10 protein-coding genes, 2 tRNA genes and 4 rRNA genes are annotated in these 20,202 nt (G+C 57.5%); 6 read left to right on the top strand and 10 right to left on the bottom strand.

The genetic code is table 11. The annotated features are described in order from the left end of the window. Window positions 1-111: 111 nt before the first annotated feature. Window positions 112-450 carry a hypothetical protein gene (locus K5Y35_RS06680; RefSeq protein WP_038369138.1) on the top strand — a complete coding sequence of 113 codons (339 nt, stop codon included), beginning with the start codon at window positions 112-114 and terminating at the stop codon, window positions 448-450. A gap of 188 nt (window positions 451-638) precedes the next feature. On the opposite strand, the gene lapD is transcribed toward K5Y35_RS06680, so the two are convergent. Both lapD and lapG read right to left on the bottom strand, forming a co-directional pair. Beyond that, entirely contained in the window at window positions 639-2,585 is a 1,947-nt protein-coding gene (gene lapD / locus K5Y35_RS06685) for a cyclic di-GMP receptor LapD (RefSeq protein ID WP_222833943.1), read from the bottom strand. Between the two features lie 14 nt (window positions 2,586-2,599). Next, complete coding sequence (gene lapG, locus K5Y35_RS06690; RefSeq protein WP_064117407.1) at window positions 2,600-3,292, bottom strand: cysteine protease LapG; 693 nt, start codon at window positions 3,290-3,292, stop codon at window positions 2,600-2,602. 197 nt (window positions 3,293-3,489) lie between these two features. Here lapG and K5Y35_RS06695 point away from each other — a divergent pair, with 197 nt between their 5' ends. The 5 genes from K5Y35_RS06695 (at window position 3,490) to K5Y35_RS06715 (ending at window position 10,543) form a co-directional block, all read left to right on the top strand. Then, window positions 3,490-4,200 (top strand): GntR family transcriptional regulator, encoded by a 711-nt coding sequence (locus K5Y35_RS06695; RefSeq protein ID WP_222833944.1) that lies wholly within the window; start codon window positions 3,490-3,492, stop codon window positions 4,198-4,200. A gap of 744 nt (window positions 4,201-4,944) precedes the next feature. Further along, window positions 4,945-5,721 (top strand): DUF3050 domain-containing protein, encoded by a 777-nt coding sequence (locus K5Y35_RS06700; protein WP_123470329.1) that lies wholly within the window; start codon window positions 4,945-4,947, stop codon window positions 5,719-5,721. Continuing rightward, entirely contained in the window at window positions 5,718-6,647 is a 930-nt protein-coding gene (locus K5Y35_RS06705; protein ID WP_128616474.1) for a diiron oxygenase, read from the top strand. The genes K5Y35_RS06700 and K5Y35_RS06705 overlap by 4 nt, the downstream gene beginning before the upstream one ends. Window positions 6,648-6,660: 13 nt before the next feature. Further along, window positions 6,661-10,053, top strand: a complete 3,393-nt coding sequence (locus K5Y35_RS06710) for an amino acid adenylation domain-containing protein (RefSeq protein ID WP_222833945.1) — start codon at window positions 6,661-6,663, stop codon at window positions 10,051-10,053. A 22-nt stretch (window positions 10,054-10,075) separates the two neighbouring features. Beyond that, window positions 10,076-10,543, top strand: a complete 468-nt coding sequence (locus K5Y35_RS06715) for an SRPBCC family protein (protein ID WP_222833946.1) — start codon at window positions 10,076-10,078, stop codon at window positions 10,541-10,543. Window positions 10,544-10,691: 148 nt separating this feature from the next. Here the strand turns inward: K5Y35_RS06715 and K5Y35_RS06720 are convergent, their stop codons facing one another. The 8 genes from K5Y35_RS06720 to K5Y35_RS06755 all read right to left on the bottom strand — a co-directional run bounded on the left by K5Y35_RS06720 (window position 10,692) and on the right by K5Y35_RS06755 (window position 20,189). Continuing rightward, window positions 10,692-12,572 carry a methyl-accepting chemotaxis protein gene (locus K5Y35_RS06720; protein WP_222833947.1) on the bottom strand — a complete coding sequence of 627 codons (1,881 nt, stop codon included), beginning with the start codon at window positions 12,570-12,572 and terminating at the stop codon, window positions 10,692-10,694. A gap of 330 nt (window positions 12,573-12,902) precedes the next feature. Then, window positions 12,903-13,018, bottom strand: a 5S ribosomal RNA gene (gene rrf, locus K5Y35_RS06725). 106 nt (window positions 13,019-13,124) lie between these two features. Next, window positions 13,125-13,240: ribosomal RNA gene (gene rrf, locus K5Y35_RS06730) — 5S ribosomal RNA — on the bottom strand. Between the two features lie 150 nt (window positions 13,241-13,390). Next, window positions 13,391-16,280: ribosomal RNA gene (locus tag K5Y35_RS06735) — 23S ribosomal RNA — on the bottom strand. A 246-nt stretch (window positions 16,281-16,526) separates the two neighbouring features. Further along, window positions 16,527-16,602 (bottom strand) — tRNA-Ala (locus K5Y35_RS06740). 30 nt (window positions 16,603-16,632) lie between these two features. Further along, a tRNA-Ile gene (locus tag K5Y35_RS06745) sits at window positions 16,633-16,709 on the bottom strand. Window positions 16,710-16,790: 81 nt separating this feature from the next. Further along, window positions 16,791-18,326: ribosomal RNA gene (locus K5Y35_RS06750) — 16S ribosomal RNA — on the bottom strand. The 16S, 23S and 5S rRNA genes sit together here with 2 tRNA genes alongside, the layout of an rRNA operon. Window positions 18,327-18,968: 642 nt before the next feature. After that, window positions 18,969-20,189 (bottom strand): CaiB/BaiF CoA transferase family protein, encoded by a 1,221-nt coding sequence (locus tag K5Y35_RS06755; RefSeq protein ID WP_123470297.1) that lies wholly within the window; start codon window positions 20,187-20,189, stop codon window positions 18,969-18,971. Window positions 20,190-20,202 lie beyond the last annotated feature (13 nt).

Here is a 20,202-nt window from a genome sequence, read left to right on the forward strand (position 1 = left end):
CGCGTTTACCTGCACCGTACCGGTGACGATCTCGTCGTCGCACCGCATACTTGCCCGCAGTTGGCTATGCTGCTGACAGCATGACGCTGGTTCATTTCCGAGGGATGCTCAATGTTTTACGTGCAACGCGATGCGCAAGGTCAGTTGATTCGCGTGGAAGCCGCGGCCTACGCCGAGGCCACGGAAACGCTGCCGGCCGACCACCATGAAATCCAGGCGTGGTACGCCAACGAAGCGGTGGAAAACAGCCTCAAACAGCTCAAGCAGAGCGACTTTGAAATGATTCGGGTACTCGACGACCTGATTCAGGTGCTGACCCAGAAAGGCGTGATCCGCGTCACCGACCTGCCGCCGGCAGCCCAGGCCAAACTGATGGACCGGACCCAGGCGCGTGAAGCATTGGGCGGGTTGAGTCAGTTGATCGATGAGGATGAGGGCGGGTTGATCTGATCCCCCCGTAATCAAAAGCCTACCCTCACCCCGAGGGAGAGGGGCCGACCAAGGTTTCAGGCGTATACATCGACCTGAGAAATCGAGTCGATTACCGATTCAGCGGACACCGTTCACGTCGGCGTCTCCCCCAATCAGTCCCCTCTCACTCTGGGAGAGGGCTAGGCTGAGGGCGGGTTTGCAATGACTCACCGCCAAGGCTTCGGCTCACCCAACAACTGTCCCTGCACCCCATACAAGCCCATCTCGCGAATCACCGACAACTCCCCTTCAGTCTCCACCCGCTCGGCAATCAACGGCAGGTCGATGCTGTGCGCCGCGCTCTGGATCGCCTCGATAAACAGGCGCTTGTCGCTCTCCTGATCGATCGCGCGAATGTAACTGCCATCAATCTTCAGGTACGCCAGCCCCAGCCGCGCCAGGTTGCCGATCATGCTGAAGCGCCCGCCGAAACGTTGCAGGCTCAGGGAGAAGCCGAGTTCCCGCAGACGTCGGGTCAACTGTTCCAGCACGGCTTGTTCCGGCAACTGTTCTTCACCGATTTCCAGGGTCAGCCGCTCGCCCAGATTGGAATGTGCGCGCAGAATCTCGAACACCTTATTCAAGGCCTGCGGGTCGCCCAGGGTCGCTGAAGACAGGTTCAGTGCCAGCGAGTCTTCATGCGCCTTCATCTGCTCGAGCACGCGCTCAAGCATCAAGCGGTCCAGCCGCGCCGTCCAGCCGAAGCGCTCAAGCCAGGGCAGAAAGCGACCGGCGGGGATAGTCTGGCCCTGGTCATCGAGCAGGCGCGACAGCACCTTGTAATGCAACACCAGTTGCGTGTCCTGCGCGGCCACCACCGGTTGGAAATACAGTTCGAAGCGCTGCTGACTCAAGGCCTGATCGAGCAAGCGATGCCAGGCGTGGTGATCGTCGCCGACATCCGCCACCAGGCTCTGGTCGATACACGCCCAGTTCTGCTCGCCCTGCCCTTCGGCCTGCGCCAGCGCCTGATCGCCGAGGGTCAGCACCGCTTGCGGTGAATCGCCGTGAGCGAACGGGGCGAGGCCGATAGAGGCCACGGCCGGCACATCGGTGGCGCCAGTGGCGTGCAGGCTGCTCAAGGCACTGTCGAGGTTCTGCGCCAGTTGCAGCGCTTCTTCGCGCACCAGCCCCGGTGCCAGCACGGCGAATTCGCCACCGCGAATGCGAGTGACGAGGTTCTGGGTTTCCGGGTATCTGGCGCACTCGCGGGACAGCTGTTCGCCAACGGCTTTCAACAGTTCATCGGTGCGCTGCCCGCCCAGTCGCTGGTTGAGTCCGGCCAGATCCTTGACCCGCAACAACAGCAGATAACCGGAACTGGCCTGCTCCGGGTTGCTCACCCGGTTATGCAGCTGCATCTCGAAATAACGTCGGTTGGCCAGCCCCGTGAGGTTGTCCTGATACGACTCGGCGCGCAGCTTTTCACTGCGTTCGGCCTGCTCCTGGAACAGTGCTTTAAGCTTCTCGACCATCTGGTTCATCGCCTGCACCACCCGTCGCAGTTCAGGGGTGCGCGGCAGTTCCGGCAGGCTGAGGAATTCGCGGCGGGCAATGGCGTGGGACTGCTGGACCATGTAATCCAGCGGTTTCAATTGCCGGCGCAGCAGCAACGCGCCGAGCACCGCACTCACCGCGCCACAGATCAGCAGCCAACCCAGACTGCCCAGCGCGCTCTGCCACAGCTTGGCCACGGCGAACATCGGGTGGCTGACCACCTCGACCCGCGCCGCCTGCTCCCAGCCACGGCTGACCAGCGCATCGCCACCGGCCGGTTCAAGGCCGATCAGTTTGACGAACCAGTCCGGCACATTGGTAACGGCCGGTATGCCACTGCGCTCGACGATGGTCTTGTCGGTCTTCAGATCAACCACGCGGATGCTCGCGTAGTAACCGCTGTCGAAAATCGAGCTGACCAGCAGCTCGACCATCGCCGGGTCGTCGATATTCGGTGTCAGCGACAACGCCAGCGCCGTGGCGGCGTCCTGGGCGTGGGAGCGCAACTGATTGACGTACTGGGTGCGCGAGCTCTCCAGACTGACCATGAAGCTGCCGGTGAAGGCGACCACCAGGAACAGACAGATAGCGATCAACAGCTGTTTGAACAAAGACATCTGAGCGCGTGCTCCTAGTTAGTCGTCTCGACCGGAAAACCTTCGGCCTGCATTTTCTTCAGCACATCCTGCCAGCGCGACAGGCGTTTGGTGTCACCCACCTTCTTGTTGCCCTTGGCGCCCGGCAGGTACAGACCTTCGGCATTGAAAGAGTAGACCGGCAACAGGTCGGTTCGCTGGGACGCCGGCTGGATCGGATCGATCAAGCTGTCGAGCACCAGCGGCATGGCGTCGGGGGTGGCATAGTACGTCAGCACCATGTGCGCGCGATTCTGGCGCAGTGCCTTGACGTAGGTGATGCGCAGCTTGTCACTGGAAACGCCGAGATGGCGCAGGCTGAAATACTTGGCGATCGCATAGTCTTCGCAGTCGCCGGCGCCCTTCCATAAGGCTTCGATCGGTGTCTCCCAATAATCGACCTCGTGCCACAGGTCGATGTCTTCTACATAACGCACCTGTTTGTTGAAAAACAGGTTCACCACCTTGAGCTTTTCCATCTCGCTGACCTGTTTCTGCGTGGCCAGCAGGTTTTGCCAGGCGTCGATCCGCTGCTGTCCGGCGCCCAGCGGCCCGTACAGCGCCGTGGCTTTGCGGCTGATCGCGGAAAAATCCCAATCGGCATGCAGGCCGCCCAGCATGACGCCAGCCAGCAGCAGTGCGCAGCCTAGCCAGCGCAGTGTCCGGGGGATTGCGAAACGTACCGCCACAGCAGGTTTCCAGAGAGCAGGGAGGAAAGCGTTTGATGGTGAAGCTTAGCCCGGCAAAAAACAATGGCACCATGAGATCATCGCCGGCACGCTAAACTTCACCAATGACAGGGTTCCTCTATGCGGTTTGACATCCGGTAGAGCAATCACTAGTGTCATTTGGATCCAAATTAAGTCGACAGACAGGGTGCGTAGTCGTGACACAGAAGCCCAAACCACTGCAGAGCATCAAAGTCGATGGGCCGATCCCCGCGCACCTGGCCCGCTCGATCATCGAAGAAACCCTGCGCGCCGCCATCCTCGATGGGCGCCTGCCCTGCGGCACCGCCCTGCGCCAGCAGGATCTGGCCGATCTGTTCGGCGTCAGCCGCATGCCCGTGCGCGAAGCCTTGCGCCAGCTCGAAGCGCAGGAATTGCTGAGTGTCACCGCCCACAAAGGCGCAGTGGTAGCCCCACTGATCCAGGGCGATGCGACCGAAACCTACGAGTTGCGAATCCTCCTCGAAACCGCCGCATTGCGGCAGTCGATTCCGCGACTGAGCGCCGCCGACTGCCAACGCGCGGCCGGTTATATCGAAGAACTCGAAGTCCAGCACGATTACACCGAAATCGGTCGGCTCAACCGGTTGTTCCACATGGCGCTGTATAGCAAGGCCCCAAACCGCCGTCTGTTGCGTCTGGTGGAAGACGGCCTCAACGAAGAAGAGCGTTTCCTGCGTTTCAATCTGGAAGCGATGGGTCTGGGCAAACTGTCCCAGGAAGACCATCGCCAGTTGCTCGAAGCAGCGCAGGATCGCAATGTCGAGCTCTCGGTAAAACTGCTCGAGCAGCATCTCAACCGCGGTGTCGAGGTCATTACACGCTACCTCGCCAGCCCCGCCGCACAAAACCGCAAAGCCGTGCGCTGAATCCGCAACGCCGGGATCAGGCCCCGTGCCTGCCCGGCGAATAACCCGCTTACAAATCCCCGCCCCGATCTGCTGCGCAGCCGCTGGCAAACCCCTGCCTTCCCTCTACCCTCCGTGCGCCGGTCAGCCTGACTCGGTGGTGAAACGGTAATAGCCGTCGCGCTGATTTACCCTCACTCTTGAACGGCCAACCCCATAAAGAACGGGCGACGCACCGCATCGTCGGCGCCGTCCCCGCACCAGGAACCTACGGAAGGAGCCTTGTCACGGGAAAAAAGGAAGTCCAGGCGCCGGTCCCGGCCAATTTCCGCCCCTTTAAATCAATCAATTCATTTCATTAAGAAAGTTGCTTCGAGTGAGGCATTCACTCTTGTTAATCAATTTTGGCCAATATTGACCGAAAGGAGCAACTACGCCCAAATAAAACTTCAGCCAAAAGTTTTATCGGTACTTCTCATACTTGAAAAAGAGCAAACTTAAAATAATTAAAAATACACTTGTTAAATACTTTCCCGGTGTATTAGTTTTTCTTCGCCGAGTTTGAACTTCGGCACTCACCCCGGAGTCTCGCCCCAATTCATAAGGGCGGTTCACCGGGACCAGCGCTAAAACCGTAGATAACGCCTGACGCTTATTCACCGGCAATTGTGGCTTCGCTCGACATCCAGGAAACAACTAACTGCGGCGCTATTGATTGCACAGTTGAAAGAGACGTTGCATTTCATATCAATGATAAAGGACATCATGATGCCCACTAAGAACCAACTCGCCCTGAAGAAAGCCGAACTCAGTATTCACCCGATCTTTTCCGAGATCACTTCGCTGTCGGTCTTGCGTCGTTTCATGGAAACCCACGTCTTTGCCGTGTGGGACTTCATGTCACTGACCAAGCGCCTGCAGCAGGAGCTGACTTGCACGCGCTTGCCCTGGCTACCGCCGCGTGACCCTCACGCGGCGCGGCTGATCAACGAAATCGTCCTCGGTGAAGAATCGGACGATCGCCTGGCCGAAGGTCACTACAGCCACTTCGAGTTGTACCTGGATGCGATGCGCGAAATCGGCGCGAGCACGACGGCGGTGGAGCGCTTCGTCGCGCTGCAGCAGGAAGGCGTGAGCTACGACATCGCGCTGCAAAGCGTCGCGGTCGACCCGGCCGCCGCGCAGTTTGTTCGCGACACCCTGCGCACCGCCTTGCATGCACCGGGGCACAGTGTCGCGGCGGCGTTTCTGCATGGTCGCGAAAGCGTTATCCCGACCATGTTCCAGCGCATCCTCGACGACTGGGGCATCGGTATCGAGCAGGCGCCGACCTTTCGCTATTACCTGGAACGGCACATCGAAGTCGACTCCGAGGATCACGGCCCGGCGGCCGAGCAGTTGCTGGAGCGTCTGGTCGATGGCGATCCTCAACGTGAGGCCGAGGTCTACGCCAGTGCCATCGCTGCCGTGGAAAGCCGCATCGCCCTGTGGGACGGCCTGCGCCTGAGCATGCGCGAGCCGTTGGCGGAGGTGGCCCAATGAACGCCGCTGATTACCAATCCTTCGCCGACGCCTGGGAGAGTCGCGCGACCATTCGCACCCGTCCGCGCCGTGTGCTGGAAAACGACGAGCGTCTGATCTATCCGCTCAGCCGCCAGCCGCTGGTGCTCAGCGAAACCTTTCTGCGTGAATGCCCGCAGCAGCGCGATTTCGCCCTGGTGCAGACGCTGTACAAATTCATCAACGACGTGGTGATTTTCGAGACCGAAATCGTCGACAAGACCGCGCGCAGTATCGCCAAGAATCGCTTTGCCGTGGGCTTTCCTTTCGCCTGTCGCTACGACGCGATGACCGTGGTGGTCGACGAGGATTACCACGCTCTGGTGGCGATGGATTTCATGCAGCAAACGGTGGCCATGACCGGCATCGAACCGATTCAGCTGCCCGATGAAATCGAGCTGAGCCGGGCGATTCCTGCCGCCGTCGCACTGGCGCCGGAGCACTTGCGCAGCGCCGTGGAGCTGATCTGCGTGGCCATCGCCGAAAACACCGTGACCGGCGATGTCGCCGCGTTCGCCCGCGATGACACGGTCAAGCCGTCGATCAAGGGACTGATGGCCGATCACCTGCTCGACGAGGGCCGTCATTCGAGTTTCTGGGCGCGGATGGTGCGCATCTATTGGCACACCGCCAGCGCGGCGGATCGCGACGTCATCGCGCAGATCCTGCCGGTGTTTATCGGCCATTACCTGACCAATGACATCCAGAAATCCTTCGACCTGCGCCTGATCAATGCGCTGCCAGTCAGCGAGGCCACACGACGCTCGCTCAGGGACGAAATGGCCGGACTGGCATTCCCGATCAATCGCCACCATCCGTTGGTGGGCAACATCGTCAAGTTCTTCCACAACAGCTCGCTGCTCGACACGCCTTGCGTGCAGCACGCCCTGCGCGACTACCTGGTTTGATGAGGAGGCCGACATGAAACGTCTCGACATTTTGCTGATGGGCGCCAGTCAGGCCATGACCGACCTGGCGCTGGAACTCGAACAACACGGTCATACCTTGCAGCGCAGCGGGGCCACGCACTCGAAGGTGGATTTGATCATCGACGATGGCTTTATTGCCGCCGGCGACTTTTGTCGCATCCCGCACCTGCATCTGCGTTTGGGTGTCGGTGCACAGAGCCGGTCAGGTCTGCCGACACTCGACCTGCTGTGCTTTCTCGGCTCGACGCTGATAAGTCGTGTGCCGATTGGCGACGAGCCGTCCGGCAATGGTCAGGCACTGCGCCAGCGCGTGCTGGCGCAGGTGGTGGACGAAGTCGCGCTGCTGGTCAGCCGTTTCTCCCGTGACGCCGACTATCTGAAGGACGTTGCCTCTGTGAGCGCACCGGATTTCGAACGTCTGGAGAACCTGCTGTTTCTCGACAGCCTGGCGTACGTCCATCGACTCAACGACACGGCCAATCCGGCGTTGCTGGCGCAAGCGCGGATGCCGGTGATCGAGCGTCTGCAACACAGCCTGATCAAGCATGCCGATCGGCCGGCGCTGCACCTCGCCGAACAGTCGATCAGCTACCGCCAGTTGCACGCCCACGCCCAAGCGATCCAACAGCGATTGCAGCCACTGCTCGCCGCGCATCCGCAACCATGGATCGTCGGCATCTGCCTGTGGAAAAGTCCGGCGTTGTTCGCCTCGATTCTGGCGACGCTGGGCAGCGGCGCGGTGTACTTGCCGCTGGAGCCGAGACATCCGTTGCAGCGTCAGCAATACATTCTGCAGAACGCCGGCGCCGTGTTGTTGCTGCATGACGGCGAGCATCCGCTCAGCGAAACCATGGCCGGGCTGGATGTCAGCCAGATCGACACGGCGCACGTTGATCAGCACCTGCCGTTGATGCGCCAGCGCCCGGCACTCGACGCACCGTGCATGGCCTTGTACACCTCAGGCACCACCGGGCATCCGAAGGGTGTACTGCTGAGCCAGGCCAACCTCGCCCACTTCACCGCGTGGTACGCCGATTACGTGCAACTGCGGGCCGAAAGCCGGGTGCTGCAGTTCTCCTCGCTGAGTTTCGATTCGTCGCTGATCGACATCTTCCCGACCCTGCTCGAAGGTGCCGAACTGGTGGTACCCGACGACACGCAACGGCGTGATCCGCTGCAACTGGTGGCACTGATACGGCGCCGCCAACTGACCCACGCCTTCCTGCCGCCGGCCCTGCTGAGCATCCTGCCGCTCGAGCAACTGGAGAGCGTGCAAGTGATGACCGGCGGCGATGTCTGCGAGCCGTTCGTCATCGAGCAACTGACCCGCCAGGGCACCTTGCACAACCTCTACGGCCCCACCGAAGCCACGGTGTTGATCACCGCGCGGCAGCTCAGAACCGGCGACAGCAACCGCACCCTCGGCGCGCCGATCGCCAACAGTCAGGTGCTGATTCTCGATGACGAACTGCAGCCGGTGCCGGAGAACACCGTCGGCGAGTTGTTCATCGTCGGCCCCGGCGTCTGCCTCGGGTATCTGAACAATCCACAGCAGACCGCCGAGCGTTATCTGCAGCTGGATCTACCGGATGGCACTCAACTGCGCGCCTATCGCAGCGGCGATATGGCCAAGTGGGGCGCGCACGGCATCGAACTGTGCGGGCGCCGCGACAATCAGGTGAAGATCCGTGGTTTTCGGGTCGAGCCGGAAGAGATCGAACGCTGCCTGCGCGAGAGCCAGTTGTACCGACAGATCGCGGTGGTGATCGACAGCCAGCGGCGGATTCTGGCGTTCCTCGCCCAGCCGCAATCGGAGGTTGCTCGTGAAGCGCTGAAGGCTCACGCGCAACAATTCCTCCCGGACTACATGCAACCGGTGGCGTGGACGGAACTGCCAGGCATGCCCTTCGCCAGTAACGGCAAGGTTGATCGCAAAGCCTTGCTGGAGCTGCCGGTGAGCGTGCAGGACGGCGGCCCGAAATGCCTGCCGGCAAACGCCGACGAAGCCTTGCTGCTGGAGATCTGGGCAGAGTTGCTGGAGCTGCCCACCGGTGACATTTCCACCGACGAGAGTTTCTTCAACCTTGGTGGCCACTCGATTCTGCTGTCGCGGATGTTGCTGCGTTTGCGGGAAGAGTTTGGCCGCAGCATTTCGATCAATCGCTTCATTGAACTGCCAACGATCAGCAAACTCGCCACACTGGTGCGCGGTACCGATGACAGCGCCGTGCTCAGCGCCCAGGCCATGGCCGACGCCGAGCGACCGCTGGATATCGAGCCGTTGCCGATCAGCCGCATGGGCGATGTGCATAAGGTCATCGTTACCGGCGCCAACAGTTTTGTCGGCGTACATATCGTCGAAGCGCTGCTGGGTTGGGGTGCCAGCGAAGTCGCATGCCTGGTGCGCGACGGCGGCGGGCAAACAGCGGCGCAACGCTTTGCCCATGCCTTGCGCGAGAACCGTCTCGATCATCTGGACCTGAGTCGGGTACGGATTTACGCGGCCGACATCACCCGACCGCAACTGGGCCTGGCTGAAGCGGATTATCAGCGCCTGGATCGCGAATTCGGCGCGCTCGTGCACAACGCCGCCAACGTCAATCACGTGCTTGATTACGAGTCGCTGGCAGCAGACAACGTCGAGCCGGTTTTCCAGTTGCTGCGCCTGTGCGAAGGGCAGAGCAAAAAAGTCTTCAACTTTGTCTCGACGCTCTCGGCGTCCAGCACCGTCGATGACGCGGGTCAGGTCCTGGAGCTGCCCGCCGCGCCGACGCCACCGATCTACATTCGCAACGGCTACAACCTGTCGAAGTGGGTGGGCGAGCGCATCCTTGAACGGGCGCGCGAACGCGGTGTGCGGATCAATCTGTATCGCCCCGGCAACATCAGCTTCAACAGCTTGAGCGGCGTCTGTCAGCCGCATAAAAACCGTTTGATGCTGATGCTCAAGGGGTCGATCCAGCTCGGTCAGGTACCCGCCTTTGCGCTGAATTTCGACCTGATGCCGGTGGACTTTCTCGCCCGCTTCATCGCCTTTCACGCCAGCCGTTATTGCGCCGAACGCGCGGTGTTCAACCTGCACAACCCCGAGCCACTGAGTTGGGACGCCTACGTCGCTTCGTTCCGCGAAACCGGCAGCGAGTTCTCGTTGGTCAGCGTCGCCGACTGGCAACAGCAACTGAGCCGGGTCGATGCCGACAACGCGCTGTTCGGCGTGCTCGGTTTTTACCTCAACGGTTTCGAGGAAGACATTGGCGACATCTCCCTGATCGGCCACGCCAATGCTGAGGCCGGCGTGCAGCAGATGGGCGCGCACTACCCGGAAAAATCCCCGGCGCTGCTGCGCCGCGGCTGCGATTACCTGAAAGAAATCAACTTCATCTGATCCATCAACAAGGAGCTACACCATGAGCACTCTGCAACCCGACACCCTGATCAAAAATCCCCACGGCTGCCACGTTGTATCGTCGGTGGAAGTGCCGGCAGACGCCAAGCAGGTCTGGGCCGTGGTCGGCGACTTTGGCGGTTTCGAGCGGTTTATTCCGGCGCTGTCGCACATCGAAATGACTGGCGAAGGCGTGGCTTCGCTGCGCAAGAAATTCTTCAAGGATGGCAACGTGGTGGTCGAGCAACTCAACTCCCGCGATGAGCAGGCGCGGAGCATGACCTGGACGACGATCTACAACACCCTGGGCGTGGCCAATCTATGGGCGGCGATGAATGTGGAATCGCTGGGGGCGGGAAAAGCGCGGGCGACCTGGACGATCATTGCCGAGCCGGCCAGCGGCGGTGAGGAGGCGCTACCGGGGTTCAAGGACTTTGTGCAGGGGTTTGCCGATGATGCAATGGGGAATGTGCTGAAGCTGTTTGTTTAAGGCTTTGCACAGGCGGTGAGTGAACCACCGCTTTCGCTGGCAAGCCAGCCCCCACAGGATTCGAGTCGTTCACACATATTGTGTTCGCCAAAAATCCTGTGGGAGCGGGGTTGCCCGCGATTGAACGATAACGCGGTCTGACGGGTGGTCAGATCTTGAAACTGTCGACCAACTGCTTCAACCGGTTGGCCTGCTGCGACAACGCATCACAATCCTTCAACGTCTCGTTGAGGTTGGCCACGCTCTGCTGGTTCAACAGGTTGATCTGATTGACGTCAACGTTGAGGGTCTCCACCACAGCCGTCTGCTCCTCGGTCGCGGCGGCCACCGACTGGTTCATGCCGTCGATTTCACCGATACGCTGGGTCACGCTGACCAGACGCAAGCCGGCCTGGTTGGCCACTTCAACACTCTGCTCGCTGGATGCCTGACTGGCATTCATGGTGGTCACCGCTTCACGGGAGCCGACCTGCAGCGACGTGATCATCTTGTGGATTTCTTCTGCCGACTCCTGGGTGCGATGGGCAAGGTTGCGCACCTCGTCCGCCACCACCGCAAAACCACGGCCAGCCTCACCGGCCCGCGCGGCTTCGATAGCCGCGTTGAGTGCCAGCAGGTTGGTCTGCTGCGAAATGCCTTTGATCACATCGAGAATGTGGCCGATGTTGTCGGTGCTGGCGTTCAGGGTTTCGATCTGCGTGCACGACAGGCTGATTTTCTGCGACAGCTCGGTCATCGCCTGAATGGTCTGCTCCACCACCTGACGACCGTCATCGGCCTGTTCGCTGGCGCCGCTGGCGTGCTGCGAAGCATCGGCCGCGTTGCGGGCGATTTCCTGGGTGGCGGCGCCCAACTGGTTGATCGCGGCAGCGACGCTGTTGGTGCGCGCACTTTGTTCGTCGGAACCGACAATGGACGCATTGGACGACGCCATTACCCGCTGCGACAGGTCGTGTACGTGACGGGTTGCCGACGACACTTCGGAAATCGACGCGTGAATCCGTTCAACGAACTGGTTGAACGCACTGCCCAGTTCGCCAAATTCGTCTTTGCTCTCAACCACCAGACGACGGGTCAGATCGCCTTCGCCCTGAGCGATGTCCTGCATTGCGCGACCCATGGTGGTCAACGGACGCATCAACACATTGATCAACAGGCTCAACAGCAGTGCAATCGCGGCCACTGCCACAAACATTGCGATCAGTGCCGAGGTACGGAACTGACTGAGGGCTGCGTAGGCTTTATCGTGATCAATCGACAGACCTATGTACCACTGCGCATTCGGCAGGTCGCTGACCGGGGTGAACGACAGGATGCGTTCCTGACCGTTGAGCACCACGTTCTGATTGCCCTTCTCGATGCGCACACCGGCATTCGGGTAGATGTCTTTCAGGTTTTTCATCACCTGATCTTTATCCGGGCTGACGATTACCTGACCGTCGGCGCTGACCAGGAACGCGTGACCGAGGCCACCGAAGTCCACCGAGTTGATGATCTTTACCAGGGTTTCCAGGCTCAAGTCACCACCGACCACACCGAGCAATTCGCCGTTCTTTTTTAACGGCATGGCGATGGTCACCACCAGACCACCGACAGCGGCCATGTACGGCGGCGTCAGCATGGTTTTATCGGCGGCGACGGCTTGCTTGTACCAAGGGCGCTGGCGCGGGTCGTAACCGTCCGGCATCTTCGCGTCAGGGCGTTGGGTGAATACACCATTGGCCTGGCCGACGTAAGTGAACTGGAAGTTGGAGGTGAAGGCCGGCTGATCGACCAGACCGGGGAAGTCAGCGTCCTTGCCCTGGTGGGCGACGTTTTGCGCAAGGTTTTCCAATACCAGAATCCGCCCGCTCATCCAGTTCTGCACGCTGCTGGCAGTCAGGTCACCCGCCTGCTGTACGGAGGACTGGAGGTTCTGGCGAATGGTGTTTCGCTGCAGATAGTCGTTGTAGAGGGTGAACAGAGCGAACGCCAGGACCACGACGCCCGAAGCGGCCAACAGGATTTTATGGCTGAACTTGAGATTCATTTCATGGGACTTCTTATGCCAAAAGTGGGGATGCGTTCCGGATGCAACATTCCATGTACAGAGCAGGCAGCGTTCTTCTTGGCCGCTCTACTTTGGTGCACGCATGTCTCACCAGTCTTTCGGCACGGTTCAGAGAAATCTTAGGGTTGTATGGGAAATGGACGGCATTTAGGTCAGATTCCCGCCGAACGGCGCACTAGAGCGTTTGCCGCACCTTGCGATGAGCGTTGACCGAGCGACAATTGAACATTCTTTGATCGCCTGATCTTGGCAGGCTCTTAAACGACAAAACCCCTGTCTGCGTTAGCAGACAGGGGTTCTGAAATTTAATCTTGACGATGACCTACTCTCACATGGGGAAACCCCACACTACCATCGGCGATGCATCGTTTCACTTCTGAGTTCGGGATGGGATCAGGTGGTTCCAACGCTCTATGGTCGTCAAGAAATTCTGCATCTGACCCGTCAACACGGTAAACGAGCCAGCAAAATTAGGTACTTCTACTAAAACAAAACCCCAACTGCTTTCGCAATTGGGGTTTCGGAATTTAATCTTGACGATGACCTACTCTCACATGGGGAAACCCCACACTACCATCGGCGATGCATCGTTTCACTTCTGAGTTCGGGATGGGATCAGGTGGTTCCAACGCTCTATGGTCGTCAAGAAATTCGGGTACTGACTCGTGACCATCTGGTCTCGCTTCAGCAAATCGGGTATGTGATACAGGTGTCTTGTGAGCAGCGCGAACTTTCGGTTCGTTTCGTCTTCACACACCGCAATCTGGTCTCTTCGACGCAAATTGCTTGGGTGTTATATGGTCAAGCCTCACGGGCAATTAGTATTGGTTAGCTCAACGCCTCACAGCGCTTACACACCCAACCTATCAACGTCGTAGTCTTCGACGGCCCTTCAGGGAACTCAAGGTTCCAGTGAGATCTCATCTTGAGGCAAGTTTCCCGCTTAGATGCTTTCAGCGGTTATCTTTCCCGAACATAGCTACCCGGCAATGCCACTGGCGTGACAACCGGAACACCAGAGGTTCGTCCACTCCGGTCCTCTCGTACTAGGAGCAGCCCCTCTCAAATCTCAAACGTCCACGGCAGATAGGGACCGAACTGTCTCACGACGTTCTAAACCCAGCTCGCGTACCACTTTAAATGGCGAACAGCCATACCCTTGGGACCGGCTTCAGCCCCAGGATGTGATGAGCCGACATCGAGGTGCCAAACACCGCCGTCGATATGAACTCTTGGGCGGTATCAGCCTGTTATCCCCGGAGTACCTTTTATCCGTTGAGCGATGGCCCTTCCATACAGAACCACCGGATCACTAAGACCTACTTTCGTACCTGCTCGACGTGTCTGTCTCGCAGTCAAGCGCGCTTTTGCCTTTATACTCTACGACCGATTTCCGACCGGTCTGAGCGCACCTTCGTACTCCTCCGTTACTCTTTAGGAGGAGACCGCCCCAGTCAAACTACCCACCATACACTGTCCTCGATCCGGATAACGGACCTGAGTTAGAACCTCAAAGTTGCCAGGGTGGTATTTCAAGGATGGCTCCACGCGAACTGGCGTCCACGCTTCAAAGCCTCCCACCTATCCTACACAAGCAAATTCAAAGTCCAGTGCAAAGCTATAGTAAAGGTTCACGGGGTCTTTCCGTCTAGCCGCGGATACACTGCATCTTCACAGCGATTTCAATTTCACTGAGTCTCGGGTGGAGACAGCGCCGCCATCGTTACGCCATTCGTGCAGGTCGGAACTTACCCGACAAGGAATTTCGCTACCTTAGGACCGTTATAGTTACGGCCGCCGTTTACCGGGGCTTCGATCAAGAGCTTCGCGTTAGCTAACCCCATCAATTAACCTTCCGGCACCGGGCAGGCGTCACACCCTATACGTCCACTTTCGTGTTTGCAGAGTGCTGTGTTTTAATAAACAGTCGCAGCGGCCTGGTATCTTCGACCGGCATGAGCTTACGGAGCAAGTCCTTCACCCTCACCGGCGCACCTTCTCCCGAAGTTACGGTGCCATTTTGCCTAGTTCCTTCACCCGAGTTCTCTCAAGCGCCTTGGTATTCTCTACCCAACCACCTGTGTCGGTTTGGGGTACGGTTCCTGGTTATCTGAAGCTTAGAAGCTTTTCTTGGAAGCATGGCATCAACCACTTCGTCACCTGAAAGGTAACTCGTCATCAGCTCTCGGCCTTAAGATCCCGGATTTACCTAAGATCTCAGCCTACCACCTTAAACTTGGACAACCAACGCCAAGCTGGCCTAGCCTTCTCCGTCCCTCCATCGCAATAACCAGAAGTACAGGAATATTAACCTGTTTTCCATCGACTACGCTTTTCAGCCTCGCCTTAGGGACCGACTAACCCTGCGTCGATTAACGTTGCGCAGGAAACCTTGGTCTTTCGGCGTGGGTGTTTTCACACCCATTGTCGTTACTCATGTCAGCATTCGCACTTCTGATACCTCCAGCAAGCTTCTCAACTCACCTTCACAGGCTTACAGAACGCTCCTCTACCGCATCACCCGAAGGTGATACCCGTAGCTTCGGTGTATGGTTTGAGCCCCGTTACATCTTCCGCGCAGGCCGACTCGACTAGTGAGCTATTACGCTTTCTTTAAAGGGTGGCTGCTTCTAAGCCAACCTCCTAGCTGTCTAAGCCTTCCCACATCGTTTCCCACTTAACCATAACTTTGGGACCTTAGCTGACGGTCTGGGTTGTTTCCCTTTTCACGACGGACGTTAGCACCCGCCGTGTGTCTCCCATGCTCGGCACTTGTAGGTATTCGGAGTTTGCATCGGTTTGGTAAGTCGGGATGACCCCCTAGCCGAAACAGTGCTCTACCCCCTACAGTGATACATGAGGCGCTACCTAAATAGCTTTCGAGGAGAACCAGCTATCTCCGAGCTTGATTAGCCTTTCACTCCGATCCACAGGTCATCCGCTAACTTTTCAACGGTAGTCGGTTCGGTCCTCCAGTCAGTGTTACCTAACCTTCAACCTGCCCATGGATAGATCGCCCGGTTTCGGGTCTATTCCCAGCGACTAGACGCCCTATTAAGACTCGCTTTCGCTACGCCTCCCCTATTCGGTTAAGCTCGCCACTGAAAATAAGTCGCTGACCCATTATACAAAAGGTACGCAGTCACAGAACAAAGTCTGCTCCCACTGCTTGTACGCATACGGTTTCAGGATCTATTTCACTCCCCTCCCGGGGTTCTTTTCGCCTTTCCCTCACGGTACTAGTTCACTATCGGTCAGTCAGTAGTATTTAGCCTTGGAGGATGGTCCCCCCATATTCAGACAAAGTTTCTCGTGCTCCGTCCTACTCGATTTCATGACTAAGAGATTTTCGCGTACAGGGCTATCACCCACTATGGCCGCACTTTCCAGAGCGTTCCGCTAATCTCAAAGCCACTTAAGGGCTAGTCCCCGTTCGCTCGCCACTACTAAGGGAATCTCGGTTGATTTCTTTTCCTCAGGGTACTTAGATGTTTCAGTTCCCTGGTTCGCCTCTTGCACCTATGTATTCAGTACAAGATAACCATCTTATGATGGCTGGGTTCCCCCATTCAGACATCTCCGGATCAAAGTCTGTTTGCCGACTCCCCGAAGCTTTTCGCAGGCTACCACGTCTTTCATCGCCTCTGACTGCCAAGGCATCCACCGTATGCGCTTCTTCACTTGACCATATAACCCCAAGCAATCTGGTTATACTATGAAGACGACATTCGCCGAAAATTCGCAAAACTCTTAAGAGTCACTCACAAATTTTACCTTAGCCTGATCCGTTACCAGTGAAAGTAACGTTCAGTCTATCTTTCTATCACATACCCAAATTTTTAAAGAACGAACTAGTCAAAGACTAGAAATCAACATTCATCATCACACTGATGGAATGCTCATTTCTAAGCTTTCAAACTTCAGAAGCAGTAGTGGTGGAGCCAAGCGGGATCGAACCGCTGACCTCCTGCGTGCAAGGCAGGCGCTCTCCCAGCTGAGCTATGGCCCCGTATTTCTACAGGCGTTTCCCACACAAAATTGGTGGGTCTGGGCAGATTCGAACTGCCGACCTCACCCTTATCAGGGGTGCGCTCTAACCAACTGAGCTACAGACCCAATTTCGGGCTGCTTCTATCGTCTTCTTCAATGAATCAAGCAATTCGTGTGGGAACTTATGGAGCAGCTGATGTCGTCGATTAAGGAGGTGATCCAGCCGCAGGTTCCCCTACGGCTACCTTGTTACGACTTCACCCCAGTCATGAATCACACCGTGGTAACCGTCCTCCCGAAGGTTAGACTAGCTACTTCTGGTGCAACCCACTCCCATGGTGTGACGGGCGGTGTGTACAAGGCCCGGGAACGTATTCACCGCGACATTCTGATTCGCGATTACTAGCGATTCCGACTTCACGCAGTCGAGTTGCAGACTGCGATCCGGACTACGATCGGTTTTATGGGATTAGCTCCACCTCGCGGCTTGGCAACCCTTTGTACCGACCATTGTAGCACGTGTGTAGCCCAGGCCGTAAGGGCCATGATGACTTGACGTCATCCCCACCTTCCTCCGGTTTGTCACCGGCAGTCTCCTTAGAGTGCCCACCATTACGTGCTGGTAACTAAGGACAAGGGTTGCGCTCGTTACGGGACTTAACCCAACATCTCACGACACGAGCTGACGACAGCCATGCAGCACCTGTCTCAATGTTCCCGAAGGCACCAATCCATCTCTGGAAAGTTCATTGGATGTCAAGGCCTGGTAAGGTTCTTCGCGTTGCTTCGAATTAAACCACATGCTCCACCGCTTGTGCGGGCCCCCGTCAATTCATTTGAGTTTTAACCTTGCGGCCGTACTCCCCAGGCGGTCAACTTAATGCGTTAGCTGCGCCACTAAGAGCTCAAGGCTCCCAACGGCTAGTTGACATCGTTTACGGCGTGGACTACCAGGGTATCTAATCCTGTTTGCTCCCCACGCTTTCGCACCTCAGTGTCAGTATCAGTCCAGGTGGTCGCCTTCGCCACTGGTGTTCCTTCCTATATCTACGCATTTCACCGCTACACAGGAAATTCCACCACCCTCTACCATACTCTAGCTCGCCAGTTTTGGATGCAGTTCCCAGGTTGAGCCCGGGATTTCACATCCAACTTAACGAACCACCTACGCGCGCTTTACGCCCAGTAATTCCGATTAACGCTTGCACCCTCTGTATTACCGCGGCTGCTGGCACAGAGTTAGCCGGTGCTTATTCTGTCGGTAACGTCAAAATTGCAGAGTATTAATCTACAACCCTTCCTCCCAACTTAAAGTGCTTTACAATCCGAAGACCTTCTTCACACACGCGGCATGGCTGGATCAGGCTTTCGCCCATTGTCCAATATTCCCCACTGCTGCCTCCCGTAGGAGTCTGGACCGTGTCTCAGTTCCAGTGTGACTGATCATCCTCTCAGACCAGTTACGGATCGTAGCCTTGGTGAGCCATTACCTCACCAACTAGCTAATCCGACCTAGGCTCATCTGATAGCGCAAGGCCCGAAGGTCCCCTGCTTTCTCCCGTAGGACGTATGCGGTATTAGCGTTCCTTTCGAAACGTTGTCCCCCACTACCAGGCAGATTCCTAGGCATTACTCACCCGTCCGCCGCTGAATCCATGAGCAAGCTCACTTCATCCGCTCGACTTGCATGTGTTAGGCCTGCCGCCAGCGTTCAATCTGAGCCATGATCAAACTCTTCAGTTCAAACATCTTTGGGTTTTAAGAAACCCTAAACTTGGCTCAGCAATCGTTGGTTACATCTTTGATTTCTCGCGGAGTAACTTGTGATGCTGATAATCTTGTTGACTATCAGTCTGACTCCACAAGCACCCACACGAATTGCTTGATTCAGTTGTTAAAGAGCGGTTGGTTAAGATCTTTCGTCTCAACCGAGGCGCGCATTCTACAGCAGCCTCATTTGCTGTCAAGTGATTATTTTCAGAAGTTTTCGAAGATTTCCTCAACAACTTCAACCACTTGCGCTTCCGATCTCTCGTTAGCGGGAGGCGAATTCTACAGCGTTACTCGCTGTTGTCAACACCTCTTTTTCTCCGCTTTCGACCGAGAAGATCGAACCGTTGAAAGCGCCAGATCAACCGGCATTTCCAACTCCTTCCAGGCTTCGATGAACTGAAGCAAGTCGCTGTCGAAAACTGCGTAACTCATTGAATCTCAAGGAGTTTTCCGTTTCGACTGCGCCGGAAGTGGGGCGAATTATAGACTTCCAGAATCTGCCGTCAACACTTAATTTCAGTTTTCTTTCAATAACTTACGATCAGGCTAAAAACAGCCAAATCACCCCTCTATATAGAAGAAGTCACCCAGCCTTCTATATAGAAGGCCACCTCAGAGCACTCCATCCTCTTTCAACGCCGCCACCGCACCCGCGCCCAACCCCAGCACCCGCTGCAAAACCTCCAGCGTGTGCTCGCCCAATAAAGGAGGGGCACGTCGGTATTCAACCGGCGTCTGCGATAACCGGATAGGGCTGGCCACCTGAGGAACCATCCCGGCCAACGCATGTGGCAGCTCTATCGCCAGACCCCGGGCTTTCACCTGCGGATCTTCAAACACCTGCGACAGATCATTGATCGGCCCACACGGCACACCCGCCTGTTCAAGCTCGGCAACCCACTCAGCCGTCGTCTTGAAGACTGTGGCCTGCCGAATCAGCGGAATCAGCACCGCGCGGTTCGCCACCCGCAGCTTATTAGTAGCAAAGCGCGGATCATCGGCCCACTGCGGCTGCCCCGCCACTTCGGCGAACTTGCGGAACTGCCCGTCATTACCCACGGTGAGGATGAAGTCACCATCAGCGGTAGGAAAATCCTGATAAGGCACGATGTTCGGATGCGCATTCCCCAGACGCTTTGGCGCATTGCCTGTGGTCAGGTAATTCATCGCCTGGTTCGCCAGACACGCCACCTGCACGTCCAGCAATGCCATGTCGATATGCTGACCACCGCCATCGTGATCGCGATGGGCCAGCGCAGCCAGAATCGCCACCGTCGAATACAGGCCGGTGAGAATATCCGTCAACGCCACACCAACCTTCACCGGTCCTGCGCCTTCATCACCTTCAGGCCGGCCCGTCAGACTCATCAAGCCGCCCAGCCCCTGAATCATGAAGTCATAACCCGCACGCTTGGCATACGGCCCGGTCTGGCCGAAGCCGGTGATCGAGCAATAGATCAGATCGGGATTGATCGCCTTCAGCGACGGGTAATCCAGACCGTAAGCGGCCAGACCACCGACCTTGAAGTTCTCGATAAGAATGTCCGACTTGGCCGCCAGCTCTCTCACAAGCTGCTGCCCCTCGGGCCGCGTAAAGTCGATTGTCACCGATTGCTTATTGCGGTTGGCCGACAAGTAATAAGCCGCTTCTGTCGTGTTCTCGCCATAAGCGTCCTTAAGGAAGGGCGGCCCCCAGGCGCGCGTGTCATCACCGTTGCCGGGGCGCTCGACCTTGATCACCTCGGCGCCAAGGTCGGCGAGGATCTGCCCGGCCCACGGCCCGGCCAATACTCGCGATAAATCCAGTACCCGCAGATGCGACAACGCGCCCATGGTCGCTCTCCTG

The sequence above is a fragment of the Pseudomonas sp. SC3(2021) genome (genome assembly GCF_019856535.1).
Lineage (GTDB): Bacteria > Pseudomonadota > Gammaproteobacteria > Pseudomonadales > Pseudomonadaceae > Aquipseudomonas > Aquipseudomonas monsensis.

Coding starts and splice junctions, on each gene's coding strand:
- K5Y35_RS06680 (WP_038369138.1), top strand. CDS start 112: ATGTTTTACGTGCAACGCGATGCGCAAGGTCAGTTGATTCGCGTGGAA.
- lapD (WP_222833943.1), bottom strand. CDS start 2,585: ATGTCTTTGTTCAAACAGCTGTTGATCGCTATCTGTCTGTTCCTGGTG.
- K5Y35_RS06700 (WP_123470329.1), top strand. CDS start 4,945: ATGATGCCCACTAAGAACCAACTCGCCCTGAAGAAAGCCGAACTCAGT.
- K5Y35_RS06705 (WP_128616474.1), top strand. CDS start 5,718: ATGAACGCCGCTGATTACCAATCCTTCGCCGACGCCTGGGAGAGTCGC.
- K5Y35_RS06710 (WP_222833945.1), top strand. CDS start 6,661: ATGAAACGTCTCGACATTTTGCTGATGGGCGCCAGTCAGGCCATGACC.
- K5Y35_RS06715 (WP_222833946.1), top strand. CDS start 10,076: ATGAGCACTCTGCAACCCGACACCCTGATCAAAAATCCCCACGGCTGC.
- K5Y35_RS06720 (WP_222833947.1), bottom strand. CDS start 12,572: ATGAATCTCAAGTTCAGCCATAAAATCCTGTTGGCCGCTTCGGGCGTC.
- K5Y35_RS06755 (WP_123470297.1), bottom strand. CDS start 20,189: ATGGGCGCGTTGTCGCATCTGCGGGTACTGGATTTATCGCGAGTATTG.